Origin of the sequence: Desulfobacula sp. (assembly GCF_014237455.1) — a bacterium.
GTDB lineage: Bacteria > Desulfobacterota > Desulfobacteria > Desulfobacterales > Desulfobacteraceae > Desulfobacula.
Genome location: NZ_JABZFL010000030.1, coordinates 58,429 through 76,808, shown reverse-complemented (window position 1 = coordinate 76,808; position 18,380 = coordinate 58,429). Strand labels below are relative to the sequence as shown.

Below are 18,380 nucleotides of genomic sequence, written 5' to 3'. Positions count from 1 at the left end.
GGAGCGAGTATGCTTGAAATAGCTATTAAAGGAAGTAAGAATTACTGGTTATGGATAGTCTTTCTGCTCGCTGTAATAGGAGCAGGAGCGATCGTTTATATTGATCAGTTCACAAATGGCCTTATGATCACCGGCATGAGCCGGGATGTATCCTGGGGCTTTTATATTGCAAACTTTACCTATCTTGTGGGGGTTGCCGCAGGAGGTGTCATGGTTGTCATCCCCTTTTATCTCCATGATTATGAAAAATTTCACAGGATTACCATTTTAGGCGAATTTTTGGCCGTGGGTGCGCTGATCATGTGTCTTCTCTTCATTGTTGTGGATTTAGGACAGCCCATCCGTATGCTAAACGTATTATTATATCCGTCACCTAAATCAATATTATTCTATGATATGCTGGTACTCAACGGTTATCTGTTTTTAAACATTGTTGTGGGATGGAAGGTGCTGGAAGCGGAAAGAAATCAGGTGGAACCGGTATGGTGGACAAAACCCCTGGTCTATCTTTCCATTCCCTTTGCCATTGGTATTCATACGGTCACAGCCTATCTTTACTGCGGCCTTCCGGGACGCGGATTCTGGCTGACAGCCATTTTAGCTCCCAGGTTTCTGGCATCGGCATTTGCTGCCGGACCGGCCTTTTTGATCATTCTCTGTTATATTATCAAAAAATTCACCAAATTTGATCCGGGCTGGGATGCCATGCAGACATTGTCAAAAATCGTCTGTTATGCCATTATTGCCAACTTGTTCTTCTTTTTGTGTGAGGTCTTTGTTGTCTACTATTCCAATATTCCAGGCCATAAGGCGCATATCCAGTATCTCTTGTTTGGATATCACGGATACACTCAACTTGTCCCCTGGATGTGGACCAGTCTGACACTCATGGGAACAGGCGCCGTTTTTCTGCTGATTCCACAATTGAGGAACAATAAAACCCTGTTGCCGGTCACCTGTGCCATGATTGTCATCGGGGCATGGATAGATAAGGGCCTGGGTATGATCTCAGGCGGGTTTGTACCGTCACCCTTGCATCATGTAACAGAGTATGCTCCAACAGGACCGGAAATCACGATTACACTGGCGGTTTATGCCACGGGTTTCCTGGTTTTGACCATTCTTTACAAACTTGCAACGCAAGTTAAAGAAGAGGTTCGCGGATAGTTTATAACCGTAAATAGAAATATTGATCTTTTATTCAGGGGGGTTCTTTTTAAATGAAACCCCCCTGTTTTTTATTCAGTGACCGACTGTGATTCATCAAATGATTGAACTCCTTATCAAAGAATGATAATTTCTTCTTCAATGACAGAACAACAAAAAACTTACACCCTACAAACCAATGGTTCTTTTTTAGAACAAAAAAAGAACCAACTCTTAGTTGCAGTGTATGATAATAATTATAAAGCTGCCGAACAGATTTACTATGATATTCTCAAATATACTGAAGCCAATTCAGAATTCAATGAAAATACGGAAAAACTGTTAAACCAGATACAAACCATTATTAAAAAATTCAAGCCCGCTCTGAAGAACTGCACCCCAAAATTCAAGGGATACCATAACCGTCTGAAAACCCTTATTTTAGATACTATTAAACAATCATCTGGCTCTATCCCTCATGTGGATTTCCGGACATGGGAAATAAAAATTGGTTTGGACAATTGCCGGAAAGATCTGTTGTTTAAAACAGCCATGACATTTCAATTGAGCTGTGGGTGTAGTAATTTTTGCAGACGGTGCAATGAATGGGCTTTGCCCAAGGTAAGGTCGCATTTTTCCTATAAAGCCATCCTGAAAATTCTAAACCATATGGAACAGCAACAAAATGATGGCATCTCCCTTTATGGTGCTTCCGATCCCCTGGACTGGACAGAGGATAAAAAAACCATATCCGACATCCTTTCATATTTAAAAAAAAGACCACTTGAATACAGCATTCTAACAAAGGTTCCCAAAGGAAAAGAACGTTTGTTAGAAAAGCTCTTAAAAATGAACTCAAACCTTTCTGTCAGCATCACTTCGAAAAATAAAGCCCGCATCAAAAAAATCGAACGGGAACTTGGGAACCCCATCAGCAAGCAGCATGATCTGGACGAACTATTAATTCCTGCAGGACTTGATGAGGACTTTGTTTCCATCAAGCCATCAATAACCGACGGGTATGGCACGGAAATAACACCCGACGGCGCTTTTATCATTATTCCCTCTTTTACCAGTGCATTATATCCTTTTGGACATAAAAAAATCCGAGTTACATCAGAGACAAACTTTTTCCCGGTAAAAAAAACCGGCCGCAACGCTCTGCTTGTGGATTATTTCAAACCCCTTGAAGGGTATGGCCTGAATAAAAACCGATATCACTTAGATCGCTTACTGGATGTGCAAATAGAATCCATCATCCTTGATAATGGGTCAGACGAATTGACACCACCGGGAATGAGAAGCCTGAAAGAGTATCTTTCCATTTTCGAAGAAAAGCCACGACTTCAAAGAAAAAAAATGACACCGGTTGTACTGAAACATTTAAAAAAACAATTTCTTTCAAAGACTGCTTTCAAAAACCTGTCAAACAAAAATAAAGGCTTCTATTTAAAAAAGATACATACTCACCTGAATTTATGTGAAAAAGCAGGCTGCCTGATGTCAAAACTGTCTGCTGTATCTTTTTTTCTTGGCTCCATATCTACCTATGTACAAAAAAATCCAATTAAAATAAAAATGATGCGGTTTCTTTTAAAAGATGAAATAAAAAATGGTTTCGATACAGACACTACCTTAGTTGCTCATAGACCCCCTGAAAACCTTTTAACCGAGCCTGATATTGATTCTTTTGACATTTTCAGGTGTTACGTTTTCTGTCTGCTGAACAACTCCAATGATGGCGCCATACTGAAATTTATTAAAACCCATCCGTCAGTATACGACCCTGCTGCCGACATCTTTGTTCACCGTTCACCATTTTAAATTTTCAAATATGTTTATCTTGACAAATCCATGGAATAAGTATAGCATTAAGAGTTTTTTAAAAATGCAAAAAGTATTGAGATAATAAGGAGAGTTTAAAAATGTACGCAGTTATCAGAACCGGAGGAAAACAATACAAGGTTCATGAAGAACAGATCCTGAAAGTTGAAAAGCTTGAAGGTACCGAAGGTTCTCAGATTGAATTTGATGACATCCTCATGTATTCAGATGGTGAAGCCATCACCCTTGGAAACCCGAAAGTTGAAAACGCTTCAGTTAAAGCACACATTCTTGAGCAGGGAAAGGGTAAAAAACAATTAGTCTTCAAGTATAAACGTCGTAAAGGCTATAGGAAAATGAAAGGCCACAGACAGCATTATACTGAAATTAAAATAGAATCCATTGCGGTTTAGATATTAAGGAGAAATCTAATGTCACATAAAAAAGCAGCCGGCAGTACAAAAAACGGTCGCGACTCTAATGCGCAGCGGCGCGGCGTTAAAAAATTTGGTGGAGAAAACGTTCTTGCAGGAAATATTCTTGTAAGACAGGTTGGCACCAAAATCCATCCCGGCAACAATGTGGGCTTGGGCAAGGACTATACCCTTTTTGCCAAAATTGACGGTGTTGTCACCTATGAAAGAAAAGGCCGCAACAGAAAAAAAGTCAGCGTTTATGAAACGTGAAATTTGTAGATGAAGCAATTATCACTGTCAAGTCCGGTGACGGCGGCCGTGGATGCACAAGCTTCCGGCGGGAACGTTACATTGAAAGAGGAGGACCTGATGGTGGCGACGGTGGCGACGGTGGCAATGTTATACTGAAAATCGATCGGAGCAAACGAACACTCTTTGATTATCGCCGGCAGAAATTGCTCAAGGCCAAAAACGGCCAGCCCGGCCAGGGAAAACAAAAACATGGCAAGAACGGCTCAAACTGCACCATCGCCCTTCCCCCGGGAACCATTGTTACCAACGAAGACACCAACGAAATCATTATCGACCTGACCGACACTGAGGATGAATATATTCTTGCCCATGGCGGCATGGGCGGACGGGGCAATAAACGGTTTGCAAGCTCTACCAACCGGTCGCCCAGGCACTCTCAACCCGGGATTCCCGGGATTGAACTGAAACTTAAGCTGGAATTAAAGCTTCTTGCCGATGTCGGACTTGTTGGTTTGCCCAACGCAGGAAAATCAACACTTATCAGCAGCATATCTGCGGCCCGACCCAAAATAGCTGATTATCCTTTTACAACACTGACCCCTATCCTTGGGATGGTAGACCCGCCTTTTGGAGAACCCTTTGCAGTGGCAGATATCCCGGGCTTGATTGAGGGTGCCCATGAAGGAACCGGACTGGGCATCAGTTTTTTAAAACATATTGAAAGAACCGGAATCCTGGTTCATCTGATTGATTCTTTCCAGATAGATCCTGCATCCCCTCTCAGCTCTTTTAACCTGATAAACAATGAGTTGGCCAAATACAGTCAAACACTGGCAAAAAAAACTCAGATTGTCGCACTTAACAAGATTGACTTGCCGGACACGCAAGAAAAGGTTGAAGCATTTAAAAACGCTTTAAAAAACATCCGGGTGTTGACTCTTTCAGCAGCAACGGGTAAAGGGGTAAAAGAACTCATTAAACTTTTATCTTCTGAGCTTAAAAAGAGTAAAAAATGAATGCCGGACTTTTTGGCGGAACTTTTAATCCTTTTCACAATGGCCACATTAGTATTATTCAGCATGTCAAAAAAAAATGTGGGTTGGGAAAAATATTTTTAATTCCTTCTGCAACACCGCCCCACAAACCCCATATCAATCTTGCCCCAGCCAAAGACAGGTTTGAAATGGTAAAAGTAAGTTTGAAAAATCATAAGAATTTTCTGGTATCAGACAAAGAATTAATAAGAAAAGGCCCTTCCTTTACCATTGACACCATCAATGAATTTAAAAAAGAATATGGCGAACAGACCCATTTTTTTCTTTTAATGGGATCTGATGCATTTTTAGATATTAAAACCTGGAAACATAAAGATCAAATATTTGAGGCTGTCCGTATTATCATCATGTTGAGAGGACATTGGGAAAACAATAATGCCATTGCCTCTTTTATTGACGAAAACATATCAAAGGGGTACATTTTTAATGGACAGAACAATACTTTTTCCCATAAAAAGAAACAGAAAATAATAATTTGCAAGGTCCCCAAAATAGATATTTCATCCACCATGATCCGGGCACGGATAAAAAATAACGAATCCATAAAGGATCTTGTGCCTGAAAATGTCGAAAAAATTATTAGAACAAAGGAACTCTATAAATGAAAAATTCTGTCACGATAAAAGATGAGCTTAAAAAATACCTGGTCCCTGCATTTGAGAGAAAGGCAAAATCAATTATCGCCATTGATGTAAAACAACTTACTTCTTATACGGATACCCTTGTTATTATTGAAGGGAACTCCCAACGCCAGGTAACATCCATTGCCGAACATCTGATTAAAAGTTTAAAAACCCAAGAAATAAAGGCCGTTGGTATTGAAGGCGTAAAAGCCGGCGAGTGGGTATTGCTTGATTATGGGGAAGTTATCATCCATATTTTTAAATCCGAAACAAAATCCTTTTATGATCTTGAAGGGCTGTGGGCTGATGCCTCAAGAATTGATCTTTCAGAATTTGAAGCGGCATACGAATCCGAGGAGAACGATGATGAGTTCTAAATCGTACCCTGTCAACATTTTAATAATTCTTGACGGATGGGGTATTAATAATGAAAAACAAGGGAATGCCTTTGCGATAGCCAACACTCCCTTTCTGGATTCTCTGTTAAAAAATTTTCCAAACTGCAAGCTTCAGTGCTCAGGCAGTGCAGTCGGCCTTCCCGACGGAACCATGGGCAACTCAGAAGTCGGTCACATGAATATCGGTGCGGGCCGAAAAGTGTTACAAAATTTTGTAAGAATAAATCAAGCCATTAAAGACAAATCCTTTTTTAAAACCCCTGCACTTTTGGATATCATGGCGCAGGTTTCAAAATCAGGAAAAAGCCTCCACCTCATGGGACTGCTGTCAGACGGGGGTGTACACAGTCATATCTCCCACCTGTTTGCCCTGATCGACATGGCCAGACAAAATGGTGTAAAAAACCTTTTTATCCATTCGATACTTGACGGCCGGGATACCTCTCCCACCAGCGGTATTAATTATACTCAACAACTTCAGAACTATCTGAATATTCATAAATACGGAAAAATTGCCACCATTGTCGGCCGCTACTGGGCTATGGATCGGGACACGCGGTGGGACAGGGTTGAAAAGGCATACAACCTATTTGCGAAAGCCGCAGGTGTGATTGAACAAACCTCGGTTAAAGCCATACAAAACGCCTATGATTCAGATCAGACCGATGAGTTTATCAAACCTATTTTCCTTAAAAATAATCACCCGTTAAAGGGTGGCCCAAATGGTACCATTGACGATGGAGACGGCATTATCTTTTTTAATTTCAGGGCTGATCGGGCAAAGGAAATCACAAGGGCCTTTACAGAACTTAGGTTTAATGAGTTTACCAGAAGAAAGAAGATAGATCTTGCGGGTTTCGTCTGCATGACGCAGTATGATGAAACTTTTGATCTGCCTGTGGTGTTTGCTCCACAGCACCTGGATAATATTCTCGGGGAGATATTAAATAAAAACAACATCCCCCAGCTTCGAATTGCTGAAACTGAAAAATATGCCCATGTGACCTATTTTTTTAATGGCGGTAATGAAAAAGTTTTTGATCAAGAAAAAAGAATACTGATCCCTTCTCCTAGAGATGTGGCGACCTACGATGAAAAACCCCAAATGAGCGCTCTCGGATTGGCAGAAAAAGCTTGTGATAAAATCAGGTCGGAAGAATTTGAGTTTATCATCCTCAATTTTGCCAATATGGACATGGTCGGGCACACAGGAATTTTGGAGGCTGCAATCAAAGGCTGTGAAACCGTGGACAAGTGTGTACAAAAGGTTGTTGAGGCGATATGGAAAACGGGCGGTGTCGCATTGGTGACAGCAGATCATGGAAACTCAGAACAGATGATTGCAGATGATGGTTCCCCTCACACCGCCCACACCTTGAACCCCGTAAGATTGATACTCGCAGGGAATAACTTTAAAGATATATCAATAAAGGACGGCGTTCTTGGTGATATCGCACCGACCGTTCTGAAGATATTAAATATTGAACAACCTTCTGAAATGACAGGGACATCTTTAATATGAATTTTGATTATATTATCACCGATTATATTACCGGGAAAGCAGTAAGAAATGTAGGGCCTGAAGCCAGCAGACAAATATTTGAAAAATTTCTGGTCGATGAAAAAGGATATGCAAAAGAAAATATCAAGGTGGATGAAGAACTGATTGTCCAGTTTAAAGGCAAGGACTATATTTCAGCCATTGATCTGATTGTATATTCCAGAAAAAAGGCATTGATGGCCATTACCTGTGTGGCAGGATCTATCGGGTCCTATGAAAGAGAAATCCTGGCCGGTGCCAGGCTGATTTATGACTATCAAATTCCCTTTGCCGTTTCAACGGATGCAAGGGATGCAATGATATTGGATACGCTTTCCGGGAAAAAAGCAGGACAGGGCCTTGATGCGATTCCATCAAAAGAAAAAGCTCTTAAACTGATTGAAACCATTGAATTTGAGCCTCTTGATAAAAACAGAAAAGAGCGGGAAATGATCATTTACCGCTCTTTTAATATGGAAAAAGTCAATATTTAGTGTCTGGCCAAAAAATTGGCGGTTTAGAGCTGTCAGGCCCTTGATACCTCTTTATTGCAATGTTTGCAAAGTGTGGCCCGTTTTTTAATGATCTCGGCACAATAGGGGCATTCACGGGTATAATGTCTTTCATGAAGCTGCTCTATGGCTTTTTTCACCCCTTTTTGCAGGACAGGAGTAGGGAATTTATGATTGATCAAATGCTCTGCTGCTTCAGCATCGCCTAGTTCCCCAACCATTTCAGCCGCCTTGAGCCGTGCCTTGGGCGGAATCTTTGGATCAAGACAGATCTTTAAAATCTCATCCCAGTCCTTTGTAATATAATAATCGGTTAACACTGAAAAGGTCTGTTTTAAAAGTTCTTTTTTGGCTTCTTCCCGGATCAGGGCTTCCTCATCCAGTTTGCCGCCTGTGGCTCCCGTGGGACTGAATACAGGCATATATTCAAAATTTTTCTGTCCCGGTTCAACATAACACCGATAGGAGGCGCCCATTTCCATTGTTTCTTGTAGATGATCCCATCCTTTTTTATAACTCCCGCATTCATCATTAAAACAAACAAACAGGTAGGGGGTTCCCCAGCCAAGGCCATCACTGAAATTAATGGGGGGAACTTCCCACAATGTCATCTCGACATCACAGTGCGGACATTTGGGTTTGTCCATTTTTATATATTTTTCAAGAAGTTCTTCTTTTGTTTCAAACGTCATTATATTAATCTCCTTGGGCTTGATCTTACCCAATCACAGCGAGCACATCGCCTTTGGCAACAGCATCTCCACTATTATAATTAATAGCTTTAACCACGCCGCTTGTGGGTGCCGGCAGTGCATTCTCCATTTTCATGGCTTCAATGACGACAACAGTTTCACCTTCATTAACTGAATCGCCCACATTTTTTTCATATTTTATCACCATACCCGGCATAGGTGCTGCTACAGATGTTCCAGCTGAGGCGGAAGATGCGGGTTCTTCTTTAGCCGCAGGCGCAGGTTTCGGAGCAGCAGGGGCAGCGGGCGGTGCCGGCGCCGCAGGTGCAACCGGCGCTGGTTGGGCAGGAGCGGCAGCGGCAGCGTAAGTAATAACAGGAGCACCCCCTACTTCATCCACACCCACTTCAAAATATTCACCCTCTACAAAGACATTAAAGGTGCGGGCGTATTCGCTCTTTTCAGGCATATCTTCCACCTTGGATTTTTCAACCAGTTCACCTTTTTTGGCTTTTTCAATCATCTGGTTCTGCTTTTCCACATCCTCAAGCGTAATGGGTTTTATACTTTCAGGAACCTGTTCTTTACCATATTTTTGCATAAGATATTTTTTGCCCGTAACAGGAAAAAGCGTATATAAAATAAGATCTTCATCATCCACTGCCAGATCACCAATTTCTTCTTTTGCTTTTTCAAGTTCGGGTTCAAGCACTTCTGCAGGTCGACAGGCGATGGGGTCTTCCCCTCTTTCATATCCTTTAAGTGCTTTTTTCTGCACTTCCGGATCAATGGGTACGCTTGTTTTACCATACAGTCCGTAACACAAATCCTTAACCTGGGCGGTGATCATTTTATATCGTTCATCTGGTGTATCAAACAGGACGTTGTTAACTGTCTGGATACCGACGATCTGGCTTGTCGGAGTTACCAGAGGAACCTGGCCCAATTCTTTTCTGACCTTTGGAAGCTCCTTGTAGACGTCATCAAGTTTATCCAGGGCATCCATTTCCTTTAACTGATTCACAAGGTTGGAGAGCATGCCGCCGGGTGTCTGATGAAGCAGGACATTGATGTCAATACCAGACACCTTGGTATCATCTAAGAGGTGCTTGTATTTGGGCATCACTTCCTTTTCCAGAGTCTCATTTATATCAGCCAGGGCATTGATATCAAATCCCGTATCCCTGTTGGTGCCGAGAAGTGACATGACAAAGGGTTCCAGCGCTGCATGGGATGTCCGATAGGCATAAGGTGTCAAGCAGGTGTCAATGATATCAACCCCTGCCTCAATGGCCTTGAAATGACTCATGGGCGACATGCCGGATGTAAAATGACTGTGAAGATGAATCAATGGTTTCACATTATCTTTTAAGGCTTTGACAAGCTTATAAGCATCATAGGGTGCGATAAGCCCTGCCATATCCTTGATACAAATACTGTCTGCACCCATATCTTCAAGTTCTTTTGCTTTCTTAATATAATAGTCAAGATTATACACATCACCGCCGATTCTAGGTTCAGTCAGTGAATAACAGATACAGCCCTGAAAATGAGCACCACACTCCTTGATCACCGGGACGACAGTTTCGAAATTTCTAAAATCATTTAAGGCGTCAAAGGTTCTGAAGACCTCCATCCCGTTATCAACGGTCTTTTTCACAAACAGCTTTGCCACATCATCTGCATAGTTTCTATAGCCCACAAGATTCTGGCCTCTCAAGAGCATTGAGAACGGGGTCTTTTTAAAATATCTTTTAAGTGTCCTAAGTCTTTCCCAGGGATCTTCCCCCAGAAAACGGTGCATGGTATCAAAGGTGGCACCGCCCCAGACTTCAACTGCCCAGAAGCCGATTTCATCCATTCTTTCTGCAACAGGGATCATGTCTTCTGTTCTTCCCCTTGTGGCAAAAAGAGACTGGTGCCCGTCACGCAGGGATATATCCTCAATCATCAATCGATGCTTAGCCTCTGGCCTGTCTTTATCATATTTCATTTCAGCCATTTGAACTTGGGTGTGCTCACTCATTTATTTTCTCCTGAATAATTTATTTTTTATTATTAATAATTTAATTATTTAAATATTCGCATCTGTATCATTGAATTGGCCTGCATATGGGTCTGCCGTCCTGATATTCCCCAGATATTATTTTGTTGAATAACCTGTCCGGATTGTACTGCAAATTCCTGAACCAATTCAGGAGCTCCGGGAATTAAAGCCACTTCTTCAGATGTCTTGATGTAGGCAAATACAGCAGCCGTGGCTGCAGATAGTTTCTTTTTATCCATTTTCATCCCTTTGTCCTATACGGGTATATTCCCATGTTTTTTAGCCGGTCTTAACTCTCTTTTTGTTGCCATGGCCTCAAGGGCATCAATGAGCCGGGGCCGGGTTTCAGAAGGTTGAATTACCGCATCCACGTACCCCCTTGCCGCAGCGCAATACGGGTTGGAAAATTTCTCATTATACTCCTCAATTTTTTCTTTGCGCTTTGCAACCGAATCATCAGCCGCTTTAATCTCTTTTGCATGGATAATGTTGGCTGCTCCTTCAGCACCCATAACGGCAATCTGGGCACTCGGCCATGCAAAAGCCATATCCGCTCCCAGATGTTTTGAGCACATGGCAAGGTAAGATCCACCATAATCTTTTCTTACAACCAGCAAAAGTTTGGGAACAGTTGCCTCCGAATAACACCATAAAAGCTTTGCCCCATGCCGAATAATCCCTCCCCACTCCTGGTTACTTCCCGGCAGATAACCCGGAACATCGGCAATGGTCAGCATGGGGATATTGAATGCATCGCAGAATCTGATAAATCGGGTGGCTTTATCAGATGCATCTATATCGAGGCATCCTGCCAGGTAATTGGGCTGATTGGCAATAATACCAATGGAACGTCCGTTGAGTCTTGCAAAACAGATGACAATATTTTTAGCATAATACTGGTGAGGCTCAAAATATTCTCCATCATCCACAATGGAGGTAATCACATCCTTGATATCATAACCCCTGTTGGGATTGTCCGGTATGATTGAATCTAAAGACTCATCCATGCGGTTGGGATCATCTGTAGACGGCAAATAGGGGGGATCTTCCATGTTATTGGACGGCAGATAGGATAAGAGTTTTCTCATCTGCACAATGGCATCTTCATCAGACTCACAGGCAAATTGTGCCACGCCTGATTTCTCATTGTGGGTCATGGCGCCGCCAAGGTCTTCAAAGGTAATTTCTTCTCCGGTTACAGCCTTAATGACATTGGGCCCTGTAATAAACATGTAGCTGGATTCTTTGACCATGAAAATAAAATCTGTCATGGCAGGTGAGTAAACCGCACCACCGGCTGTGGGTCCCATGATGGCTGAAATCTGAGGGATGACACCTGATGCGGCTGAATTCCTGAAGAAAATTTCACCATATCCGGACAAGGCATCGATTCCTTCCTGAATTCTTGCGCCGCCTGAATCGTTCATACCGATGATAGGAGCGCCCGACTTTAACGCCATATCCATGACTTTACAAATCTTTTTGGCCTGCATTTCCCCTAACGACCCTGCTCTTGCCGTAAAATCCTGGGCATAGGCAAATACAATTCTACCCTCCACTTTGCCATGTCCTGTCACCACGCCATCCGCCGGGACTTCTATATTTTCCATCCCAAAATTGGTACATCTATGAGTGACAAACATATCCAATTCCCTGAAGGTTCCCTCATCAAACAGGATATCAAGCCTTTGTCTGGCATTGAGTACCCCCTTTTCCCGTCGTTTTTCAAGCGATTTTTCTCCACCCATTCCCATTATCTGCTGTTCTTTTTGTTTCAACTCCTGGATCCTGTCAGATGTAACTCCCATAATACAAACCCTTCCTTATTATTTATCCGTATGTCTTTATTCTTTTAACTTAAACCGCCATGCACAAAACCACTCTTCCGGATGTTTGTCCGGCGGACATCCGATACATTCGGTTTCTATCCTTTTATCAATAGACCTTGCGAAATATTCATATTCAACCAAGCCTGCAGACTTACAAGGATAATCATCCAATTTCTTTCTTTTTCTTGCAGACTGAACCCTGCAGTCATTCATCTGGAATACAAAACTTTGGGGCCCCTCGTCAACAATAGATTGCACATTAATAACTGAATACATCCTGAAATTTAAGGCTTTTTTTAATCCTTCAAGCCCACAGTCATCATCCAGTTCCAAAAATTTTTTTATGGCAAATGCTTCATAGGGAGAAAACTGCGCCCAACAGGAATCATTACACCGTTTAGCATCATTCATCCCATTATCAAATTCAACAGCCTGAAACCATACGCCGTCATTTACCAGCCAATTTTTTGCCACGGCACCTATCAGGGCCTCAATCTTTTCTTCCTCCATTTCCACCAATGCCTTAGGCAAACCATCTTCAAGCTCAAAATCCAAAACACTTGAAAATCTTTTCAATCCAATCGAAATGCTTTTTTTTGTCGCCTTTTCAAGAACTTCCAAGGCCTTGTCCATGCCCATCTGGTGCCTGACTTCGGTAAACCAAAAACTGTAGTGAACTACAATTCTAGTCAGCATGTCAACAATCAATCTTGGTTTCAAAGTTTTATCCAGACTTGAGAGATCAAAATTTTCATTTTTCATAAGTTCAGTTCCTTTTTTAATAATCTTAACACGTTAGTATCATTAAACGTTCCGGCAACATTAAACCAAGGCCAATTTATTGTCAAGATCGGATCACGATATAGCTATATTAAAGCCAAAAAATCATTGTGTTCATGACCGGAATATTCTATTAATAAAAACAAAGAGAATCAACCTTCAAAAGTAAATAAGCTTTTTTATAGCATAAAGGGATCAGCAAGGATAAATTGGAATGAGCATAACCATACATATGCATGTTACCCACCGCCGGCACACCAATGGCAAAAAAACAATAACAGTTGAAGGAAGCACTGTTGGCGAAGCATTAAACAATTTTGTTGCCTTGTATCCAGGCATGGAAAAGGAGATATTTGATAAAAAAGGTGAATTGGTCCATTATATTGAAATCTACCTGAACAAAGAGAGCGCATATCCCGGAGAGTTGGGAAAAAAGGTGAAAGATGGCGATGAGATCCAGATTATTACCTTTCTTGCAGGCGGCTGATTTTCTTATATTTTTTAAGTCACATTACCTCCAATAAATCAGGTGTTTTACAAAACAGCTTTTTCTCATAACTCACTACTCAAATTTTAAATCTCCAAAATTATACTGCGCGTTCCAGACTATTTTCTGGAACGCGCAGTATAAACTAACTTAAAACCTTATGAAAGATTTTATAAAGCTATGCTTCTTTCAAAGCAACCTTATGGCTTGTTGCATGCAATTTTACAGCTGCTTCCTGTTTTTTAAAGATGGCAACATCATCTGCATCAACATACTCAATGGCTCCAACTTCACAGAATCTGACGCACTGGGGATCTCCATCACACAGATCACACTTGAAGACCTTTCTGTCAATAGAATTGAAACCCATGGCACCAAATGGACAGACTGCTACGCATGAGCGGCAGCCGATACATTTGTCATAATCCACTTCAATTGTGTTGAGCTCATCATTGCGGGAAATCGCATTGGCAGGGCAGACACCCATGCACGGCGCATCCTGGCACTGCTGGCAGGCCATGGGGATATAAACCCCGTCCATTTCCCATTTCATCACTCTTATACGGCTTCTGGCAGGGTTGGAAACCCCGTCATGTTTAACCGCACATACCAGTTCACATAACCTGCACCCTGTACATTTTTCAGGGTTTATCATAAGGACTTTCTCCTTATTTTCCATGATATACTCCTTTCAAACTTTTACAGCATATGAGAGGGCTCATTTGCCAGCCCAAGCCGCTTCAGGGTTTTTGCCTTTGGTTTGCCTTTTTTATCAAGTCCTTTGTGCTCATAAAATTCATCAATCATCACGGTGAATTTCTCCCTGTCTATTGTTAGTCCAACAACATCAGGTGCACCTCTTCTGCAGGGCTCATCAAAATACCGATGATTGATCATATCGCCCTTTTCAAGGTCATCTCTAGTCAAACCTTCCCTTAAGTTGAAAAGTCTTTCTACCATGTTGCAGCGTTCTGAAATATCCCACAGCTCTTCAGGTGTGAATTCAAGCCCGGTGTTGTAATACAGCACTTTTGGCCAGTCTTCAAAATTTGGCAGTGTCGCGCCAAGGAAAGTGGTGTGGTACTTGCAGATACCCAGACAGTCTACTCCCATATAGCAGTTTTCCTGCCAGAAAACCTCCCAGGCTTTCCCGATATATTCCGTGTGCTCGGAAGACAGGGGCCCTTCATAGGGAATCGGGCTGGAATAAATTTTTCTCAATACTTTTTCAGGCAAATGATAAAGATCAATGGCCGGGCGGCTTCTTAAATGATCCGATCCCCTGGAAGAAGTCGCAATGTTCAATGCCAGTGCCGGAGTAGCTCTTTCATCGGAATGAAGATTGCTCATTCCCTTTACCTGGATGAGATAATCAAAGGAATTCTGGCCAAATGTCTTTGAAGCTGGAATACCACCGTTTGCAAGGGCATCGGCAACTTTGCCTTTTCTAAAACAGATGCGTTCAATCATTTCAAGAACAGCTTCATCATTGCCAAACTTAAGATCCAGTCCGTCTGTATCTTTGCTGGAAATAATACCTTCTTCGTAAAGTTCCATTGCCCATGAAATCAAAGAACCGGTTTCAAGGTTATCCATACCATATTGATCAACAAGATGGTTCCCAACAAGAACTGTTTCAGCCCTTGGCGTATCTGTTTCACCGCCGAATGCACCCTGAGATGTATATTCAGGCCCTTCATCGTATTTCCCCTTTAAGGGGCCGGAAGGAATTCTGTACTGAGCACGGCAATGAACCTGGCAGCCGAAACAGCCTGACATATGATAGGGTCCCATTGTATCTTCACAGATTTCATCAATTGCTTCCGGTTCGATGTCATCTGCATATTCGCACTGGTTATACTGAAAGTTCCGGGTACGCACTCCGCCCCAGGAATTGGTCGCCCCCCAGATAAAAGGTGTTCCCAGAGTCCCCTGGGTCTTGTTTACCTTGGCAGATGTAATTTGATCGATGAACCGTTTATTATATTCAAGGGCTTCAATGGGATGGGCAATATTAATGTCCATGGTTCCCCTGCAGGCGATTGCCTTAAGGTTCTTGGAGCCCATGACCGCACCCATTCCGGTTCTGCCGCCGGCATTTTTAATCCCTGTCATGACATTGGCAAATACCACAAGATTTTCACCGGCAGGTCCGATGACAAGCGATTTTATTTCCTGGTCATTCAACTCATCCCTTATGGCCCATTGGGTATCCGTAGTGGTTTCACCCCAGATATTTTTAGCATCACGAATTTCAATTTCACCATTATGGATATAAATATAAGACGGTTTTTCAGCTTTTCCTTTAATCACAAGATGATGAAAACCTGCCCATGCCATTTCAGGGGCAAAGAACCCCCCCATATTACAGGAACCTAAAAGCCCTGTTAAGGGAGATTTGGCCATCACATGGGTTCTTGCGGTTGCAGATGCACAGGTAGCTGTTAGGATACCACCACTGACGATTAGCGGATTATCCGGTCCCAGCGGATCACAGCCTTTTTTAGAATGATTCAATAAAAGATATGCATCAAGACCTCTACCACCGAGAAATTTCCTTCTGACATCAAGAGGAATTGGTTTGACCTCTATCTCTCCCGTGGTAAGGTTAATATATGCTATTTTCCTATCCAACGCCATATTATTTACCCCCCATCTTCTTTTTGAATGCTTTTTCAGCAATTTTTTTGTTCACTTCCCAGACGGGCCCACGGATTCTTGGGAAATCAGGACGAATCCATGCGACACGAAATTCACAGGTACAAACCGGGCATTTTACATGTTTGTCTCCCGGTTTTGGTTCCAGCCTTCCCATACAGGTTGGATTATGGCATCTAAACTTACCGTATGTTCTGGTTTTACGCAGACTTTCGGCGCCTGACAACTTATTGGTATCAACTGCCACAGTGACCTCCTTTGTTAATTATCGATTTAAATAAAAAATAAACGCTAATTTTTATCGTGTCTAATTTGATTCAGCCTTTATTTTATCTTACCCTGAATTATCACACCTATAATTAAGTGTTGCTTTTTTAAACAATTCATAATAGTGAATATATCATTAATATTATTACTACATATATGTCAAGCTAATTTTTAATTGCAATATAAAAAAAGATTCATTATGGTGAACAATGATAAAACAATATAAAGCGCCCATTGTTAAAAAAGCACTTAGGATATTAAAGGCTGTAGCAAATACTAATCAAGGCATGAGAATCAGTGACATTTCCAGTCAGCTTGACATCAGCAAAAGTACGGTTCATGGCATCACGGCAGCACTTGAGGAACAGGGCGCGCTGAAGAGGGATTCCATAACTAAGCGGTATGTCATAGGCCTCACGCTGATTGAGCTTGGGAAAATGGCCAACGCCAAAATTGATCTGATAAAAATCGCCAGACCTCACATGGAAGAACTGATGGAACAATGCCAGGAAACTATTTTTCTTGGTCTCAGGAATGAAAACAAAATCATCATTGTTGACAGTGTCGAATCAAAGAAAGATTTTAAGATTACTTCGCCCATTGGAACATCCATGCCCTTGCTGGCAGGCTCAGCGGGAAAAGTCTTTCTGGCTCAGATGAAGCCTGAAGAGGCAAAGAACTTATTGTTTTCAAATACACTGACCCAATTTACCTCCAGAACACTCACATCCCCTGAAGCGTATTTCAACCGGTTGGAACAGATTAGAAAAAATGGATATGCCACGGATGAGGAAGAATATATATCAGGTGTTTGTGCAATTGCAGCGCCCATCACCGGATATGGAAATTATCCGGCTGCACTCTGGGTGGTTGGTTTCAAGGCCAGCCTGGATCGAACGAAAATGGAAAATCACAGTCAACTGGTCAAAACCGCTGCAAAAAAAATCAGTACAATACTTGAAACCCCTGTTTAAACTGATCGCCCTATACTTAAATAGTATTCCCCTTCTTTATTTTTTCCCCTTTTTATGCAGCCACTGCCATAGATAGTACATTTTTTTTTCAAAATCTTTTTTGCCTTTTTTGCCTGATCCCGTGTCAGGCTATTTGACTCTATAAGATTCATTAATGAACGGATTCTGAATTTATCCTGGGAATGAAAACTTGAAAGTTGATCTTCGTGCCCCCCCCTTTTTATGGTATAGGGTTTATCAATGAGAAAGACCGGCAGGGTTGAACTGACCCTGAGCCAGAGGTCATAATCTTCACAGACCGTAAATTTTTCATTAAAATACCCTTTCATGTCAAACAGTTCTCTTCTCATCATAACTGCAGACGGGCTTACCAGGCACAGCTCCAATGACGGTTCAAATATCATCCCAGACGGTTTTTTATGCTTAAATTTAGGATTTACCCGCTTCCCGTTCCTTATCCAGATCTCTTCGGTCTGACAAATCAGGGCGTCGGGATTTTGTTTTAAAAACTCCACCTGGCAGGATATCTTTCTTTTATCCCAGGCATCATCGGAATCCAGCAGGGCAATAAATTCTCCTCTGCTCTCTTTTATCCCTGCATTTCTGGCAACGCTGACACCTGAGTTTTTTTGTTTTAAAATAATACTTTTATTCTTATAGGCCTCGAGCAATTCTTGTGTATTGTCTTCTGACCCATCATCAACAATGATCAGCTCGATTCTGGGGTAATCCTGAAAAAGGACAGATTCAATGGCATCCTTCAGCGTCCAGGCACGGTTAAATGTGGGCAAGATAACGCTGACAAGAGGGGGAGTCATCTGGATCACGCTATTGTTATACGGGTTGATAAAAATTGCTTCAAAATTGCTTTCATTCCGGT

Annotated in this window: 20 protein-coding genes; 11 read left to right on the top strand and 9 right to left on the bottom strand. The window is 42.0% G+C overall.

The window, feature by feature from the left end; all coding sequences use genetic code 11:
* Positions 1 to 9 precede the first annotated feature (9 nt).
* From dsrP to HGJ91_RS04655, 9 genes are all read left to right on the top strand, one after another.
* Positions 10 to 1,167, top strand: a complete 1,158-nt coding sequence (dsrP, locus tag HGJ91_RS04695; protein WP_291346546.1) for a sulfate reduction electron transfer complex DsrMKJOP subunit DsrP — start codon at positions 10 to 12, stop codon at positions 1,165 to 1,167.
* Positions 1,168 to 1,308: 141 nt separating this feature from the next.
* On the top strand, positions 1,309 to 2,970 hold the full coding sequence (locus tag HGJ91_RS04690) for a hypothetical protein (RefSeq protein WP_291346545.1): 1,662 nt from the start codon (positions 1,309 to 1,311) through the stop codon (positions 2,968 to 2,970).
* Between the two features lie 101 nt (positions 2,971 to 3,071).
* Positions 3,072 to 3,383, top strand: a complete 312-nt coding sequence (gene rplU / locus HGJ91_RS04685; RefSeq protein ID WP_291346544.1) for a 50S ribosomal protein L21 — start codon at positions 3,072 to 3,074, stop codon at positions 3,381 to 3,383.
* A gap of 18 nt (positions 3,384 to 3,401) precedes the next feature.
* Positions 3,402 to 3,656 (top strand): 50S ribosomal protein L27, encoded by a 255-nt coding sequence (gene rpmA, locus HGJ91_RS04680; RefSeq protein ID WP_291346543.1) that lies wholly within the window; start codon positions 3,402 to 3,404, stop codon positions 3,654 to 3,656.
* Positions 3,653 to 4,654, top strand: coding sequence for a GTPase ObgE (obgE, locus tag HGJ91_RS04675; RefSeq protein WP_291346542.1), 1,002 nt, complete (start codon positions 3,653 to 3,655; stop codon positions 4,652 to 4,654). The genes rpmA and obgE overlap by 4 nt, the downstream gene beginning before the upstream one ends.
* Positions 4,651 to 5,298 carry a nicotinate-nucleotide adenylyltransferase gene (gene nadD, locus HGJ91_RS04670; protein ID WP_291346541.1) on the top strand — a complete coding sequence of 216 codons (648 nt, stop codon included), beginning with the start codon at positions 4,651 to 4,653 and terminating at the stop codon, positions 5,296 to 5,298. The genes obgE and nadD overlap by 4 nt, the downstream gene beginning before the upstream one ends.
* On the top strand, positions 5,295 to 5,693 hold the full coding sequence (gene rsfS / locus HGJ91_RS04665; protein ID WP_291346540.1) for a ribosome silencing factor: 399 nt from the start codon (positions 5,295 to 5,297) through the stop codon (positions 5,691 to 5,693). The genes nadD and rsfS overlap by 4 nt, the downstream gene beginning before the upstream one ends.
* Entirely contained in the window at positions 5,683 to 7,236 is a 1,554-nt protein-coding gene (gene gpmI / locus HGJ91_RS04660; RefSeq protein ID WP_291346636.1) for a 2,3-bisphosphoglycerate-independent phosphoglycerate mutase, read from the top strand. The genes rsfS and gpmI overlap by 11 nt, the downstream gene beginning before the upstream one ends.
* Entirely contained in the window at positions 7,233 to 7,748 is a 516-nt protein-coding gene (locus tag HGJ91_RS04655) for a type I restriction enzyme HsdR N-terminal domain-containing protein (protein WP_291346539.1), read from the top strand. Before gpmI ends, HGJ91_RS04655 begins: the two co-directional genes overlap by 4 nt.
* Before the next feature lie 32 nt (positions 7,749 to 7,780).
* Here the strand turns inward: HGJ91_RS04655 and HGJ91_RS04650 are convergent, their stop codons facing one another.
* The 5 genes from HGJ91_RS04650 to HGJ91_RS04630 are packed head-to-tail and all read right to left on the bottom strand — an operon-like array spanning position 7,781 to position 13,096.
* Positions 7,781 to 8,458 carry a zinc ribbon domain-containing protein gene (locus HGJ91_RS04650; RefSeq protein ID WP_291346538.1) on the bottom strand — a complete coding sequence of 226 codons (678 nt, stop codon included), beginning with the start codon at positions 8,456 to 8,458 and terminating at the stop codon, positions 7,781 to 7,783.
* A gap of 25 nt (positions 8,459 to 8,483) precedes the next feature.
* Positions 8,484 to 10,484 (bottom strand): pyruvate carboxylase subunit B, encoded by a 2,001-nt coding sequence (locus HGJ91_RS04645; RefSeq protein WP_291346537.1) that lies wholly within the window; start codon positions 10,482 to 10,484, stop codon positions 8,484 to 8,486.
* A 44-nt stretch (positions 10,485 to 10,528) separates the two neighbouring features.
* The gene (locus HGJ91_RS04640) at positions 10,529 to 10,750 is read right to left on the bottom strand and encodes a hypothetical protein (RefSeq protein ID WP_291346536.1); all 222 of its coding nucleotides are present in this window, start codon (positions 10,748 to 10,750) and stop codon (positions 10,529 to 10,531) included.
* Positions 10,751 to 10,759: 9 nt separating this feature from the next.
* The gene (locus tag HGJ91_RS04635; RefSeq protein WP_291346535.1) at positions 10,760 to 12,313 is read right to left on the bottom strand and encodes an acyl-CoA carboxylase subunit beta; all 1,554 of its coding nucleotides are present in this window, start codon (positions 12,311 to 12,313) and stop codon (positions 10,760 to 10,762) included.
* A gap of 36 nt (positions 12,314 to 12,349) precedes the next feature.
* Entirely contained in the window at positions 12,350 to 13,096 is a 747-nt protein-coding gene (locus tag HGJ91_RS04630; protein WP_291346534.1) for a DUF6125 family protein, read from the bottom strand.
* Between the two features lie 232 nt (positions 13,097 to 13,328).
* Here HGJ91_RS04630 and HGJ91_RS04625 point away from each other — a divergent pair, with 232 nt between their 5' ends.
* On the top strand, positions 13,329 to 13,601 hold the full coding sequence (locus HGJ91_RS04625; protein ID WP_291346533.1) for a MoaD/ThiS family protein: 273 nt from the start codon (positions 13,329 to 13,331) through the stop codon (positions 13,599 to 13,601).
* Positions 13,602 to 13,779: 178 nt separating this feature from the next.
* On the opposite strand, the gene HGJ91_RS04620 is transcribed toward HGJ91_RS04625, so the two are convergent.
* From HGJ91_RS04620 to HGJ91_RS04610, 3 genes are read right to left on the bottom strand one after another with little or no spacing between them, the layout of a single operon-like run.
* A complete protein-coding gene (locus HGJ91_RS04620; protein WP_291346532.1) occupies positions 13,780 to 14,280 on the bottom strand; it encodes a 4Fe-4S dicluster domain-containing protein in 501 nt (166 codons plus the stop codon).
* 20 nt (positions 14,281 to 14,300) lie between these two features.
* On the bottom strand, positions 14,301 to 16,241 hold the full coding sequence (locus HGJ91_RS04615) for an aldehyde ferredoxin oxidoreductase family protein (protein WP_291346531.1): 1,941 nt from the start codon (positions 16,239 to 16,241) through the stop codon (positions 14,301 to 14,303).
* Position 16,242: 1 nt separating this feature from the next.
* Positions 16,243 to 16,506, bottom strand: coding sequence for a hypothetical protein (locus tag HGJ91_RS04610; protein ID WP_291346530.1), 264 nt, complete (start codon positions 16,504 to 16,506; stop codon positions 16,243 to 16,245).
* Positions 16,507 to 16,735: 229 nt separating this feature from the next.
* Between HGJ91_RS04610 and HGJ91_RS04605 the strand changes: the two genes are divergently transcribed.
* A complete protein-coding gene (locus tag HGJ91_RS04605; RefSeq protein ID WP_291346529.1) occupies positions 16,736 to 17,500 on the top strand; it encodes an IclR family transcriptional regulator in 765 nt (254 codons plus the stop codon).
* Here the strand turns inward: HGJ91_RS04605 and HGJ91_RS04600 are convergent.
* Entirely contained in the window at positions 17,497 to 18,318 is an 822-nt protein-coding gene (locus HGJ91_RS04600) for a glycosyltransferase family A protein (RefSeq protein WP_291346528.1), read from the bottom strand. The genes HGJ91_RS04605 and HGJ91_RS04600 overlap by 4 nt on opposite strands.
* Between the last annotated feature and the right edge of the window lie 62 nt (positions 18,319 to 18,380).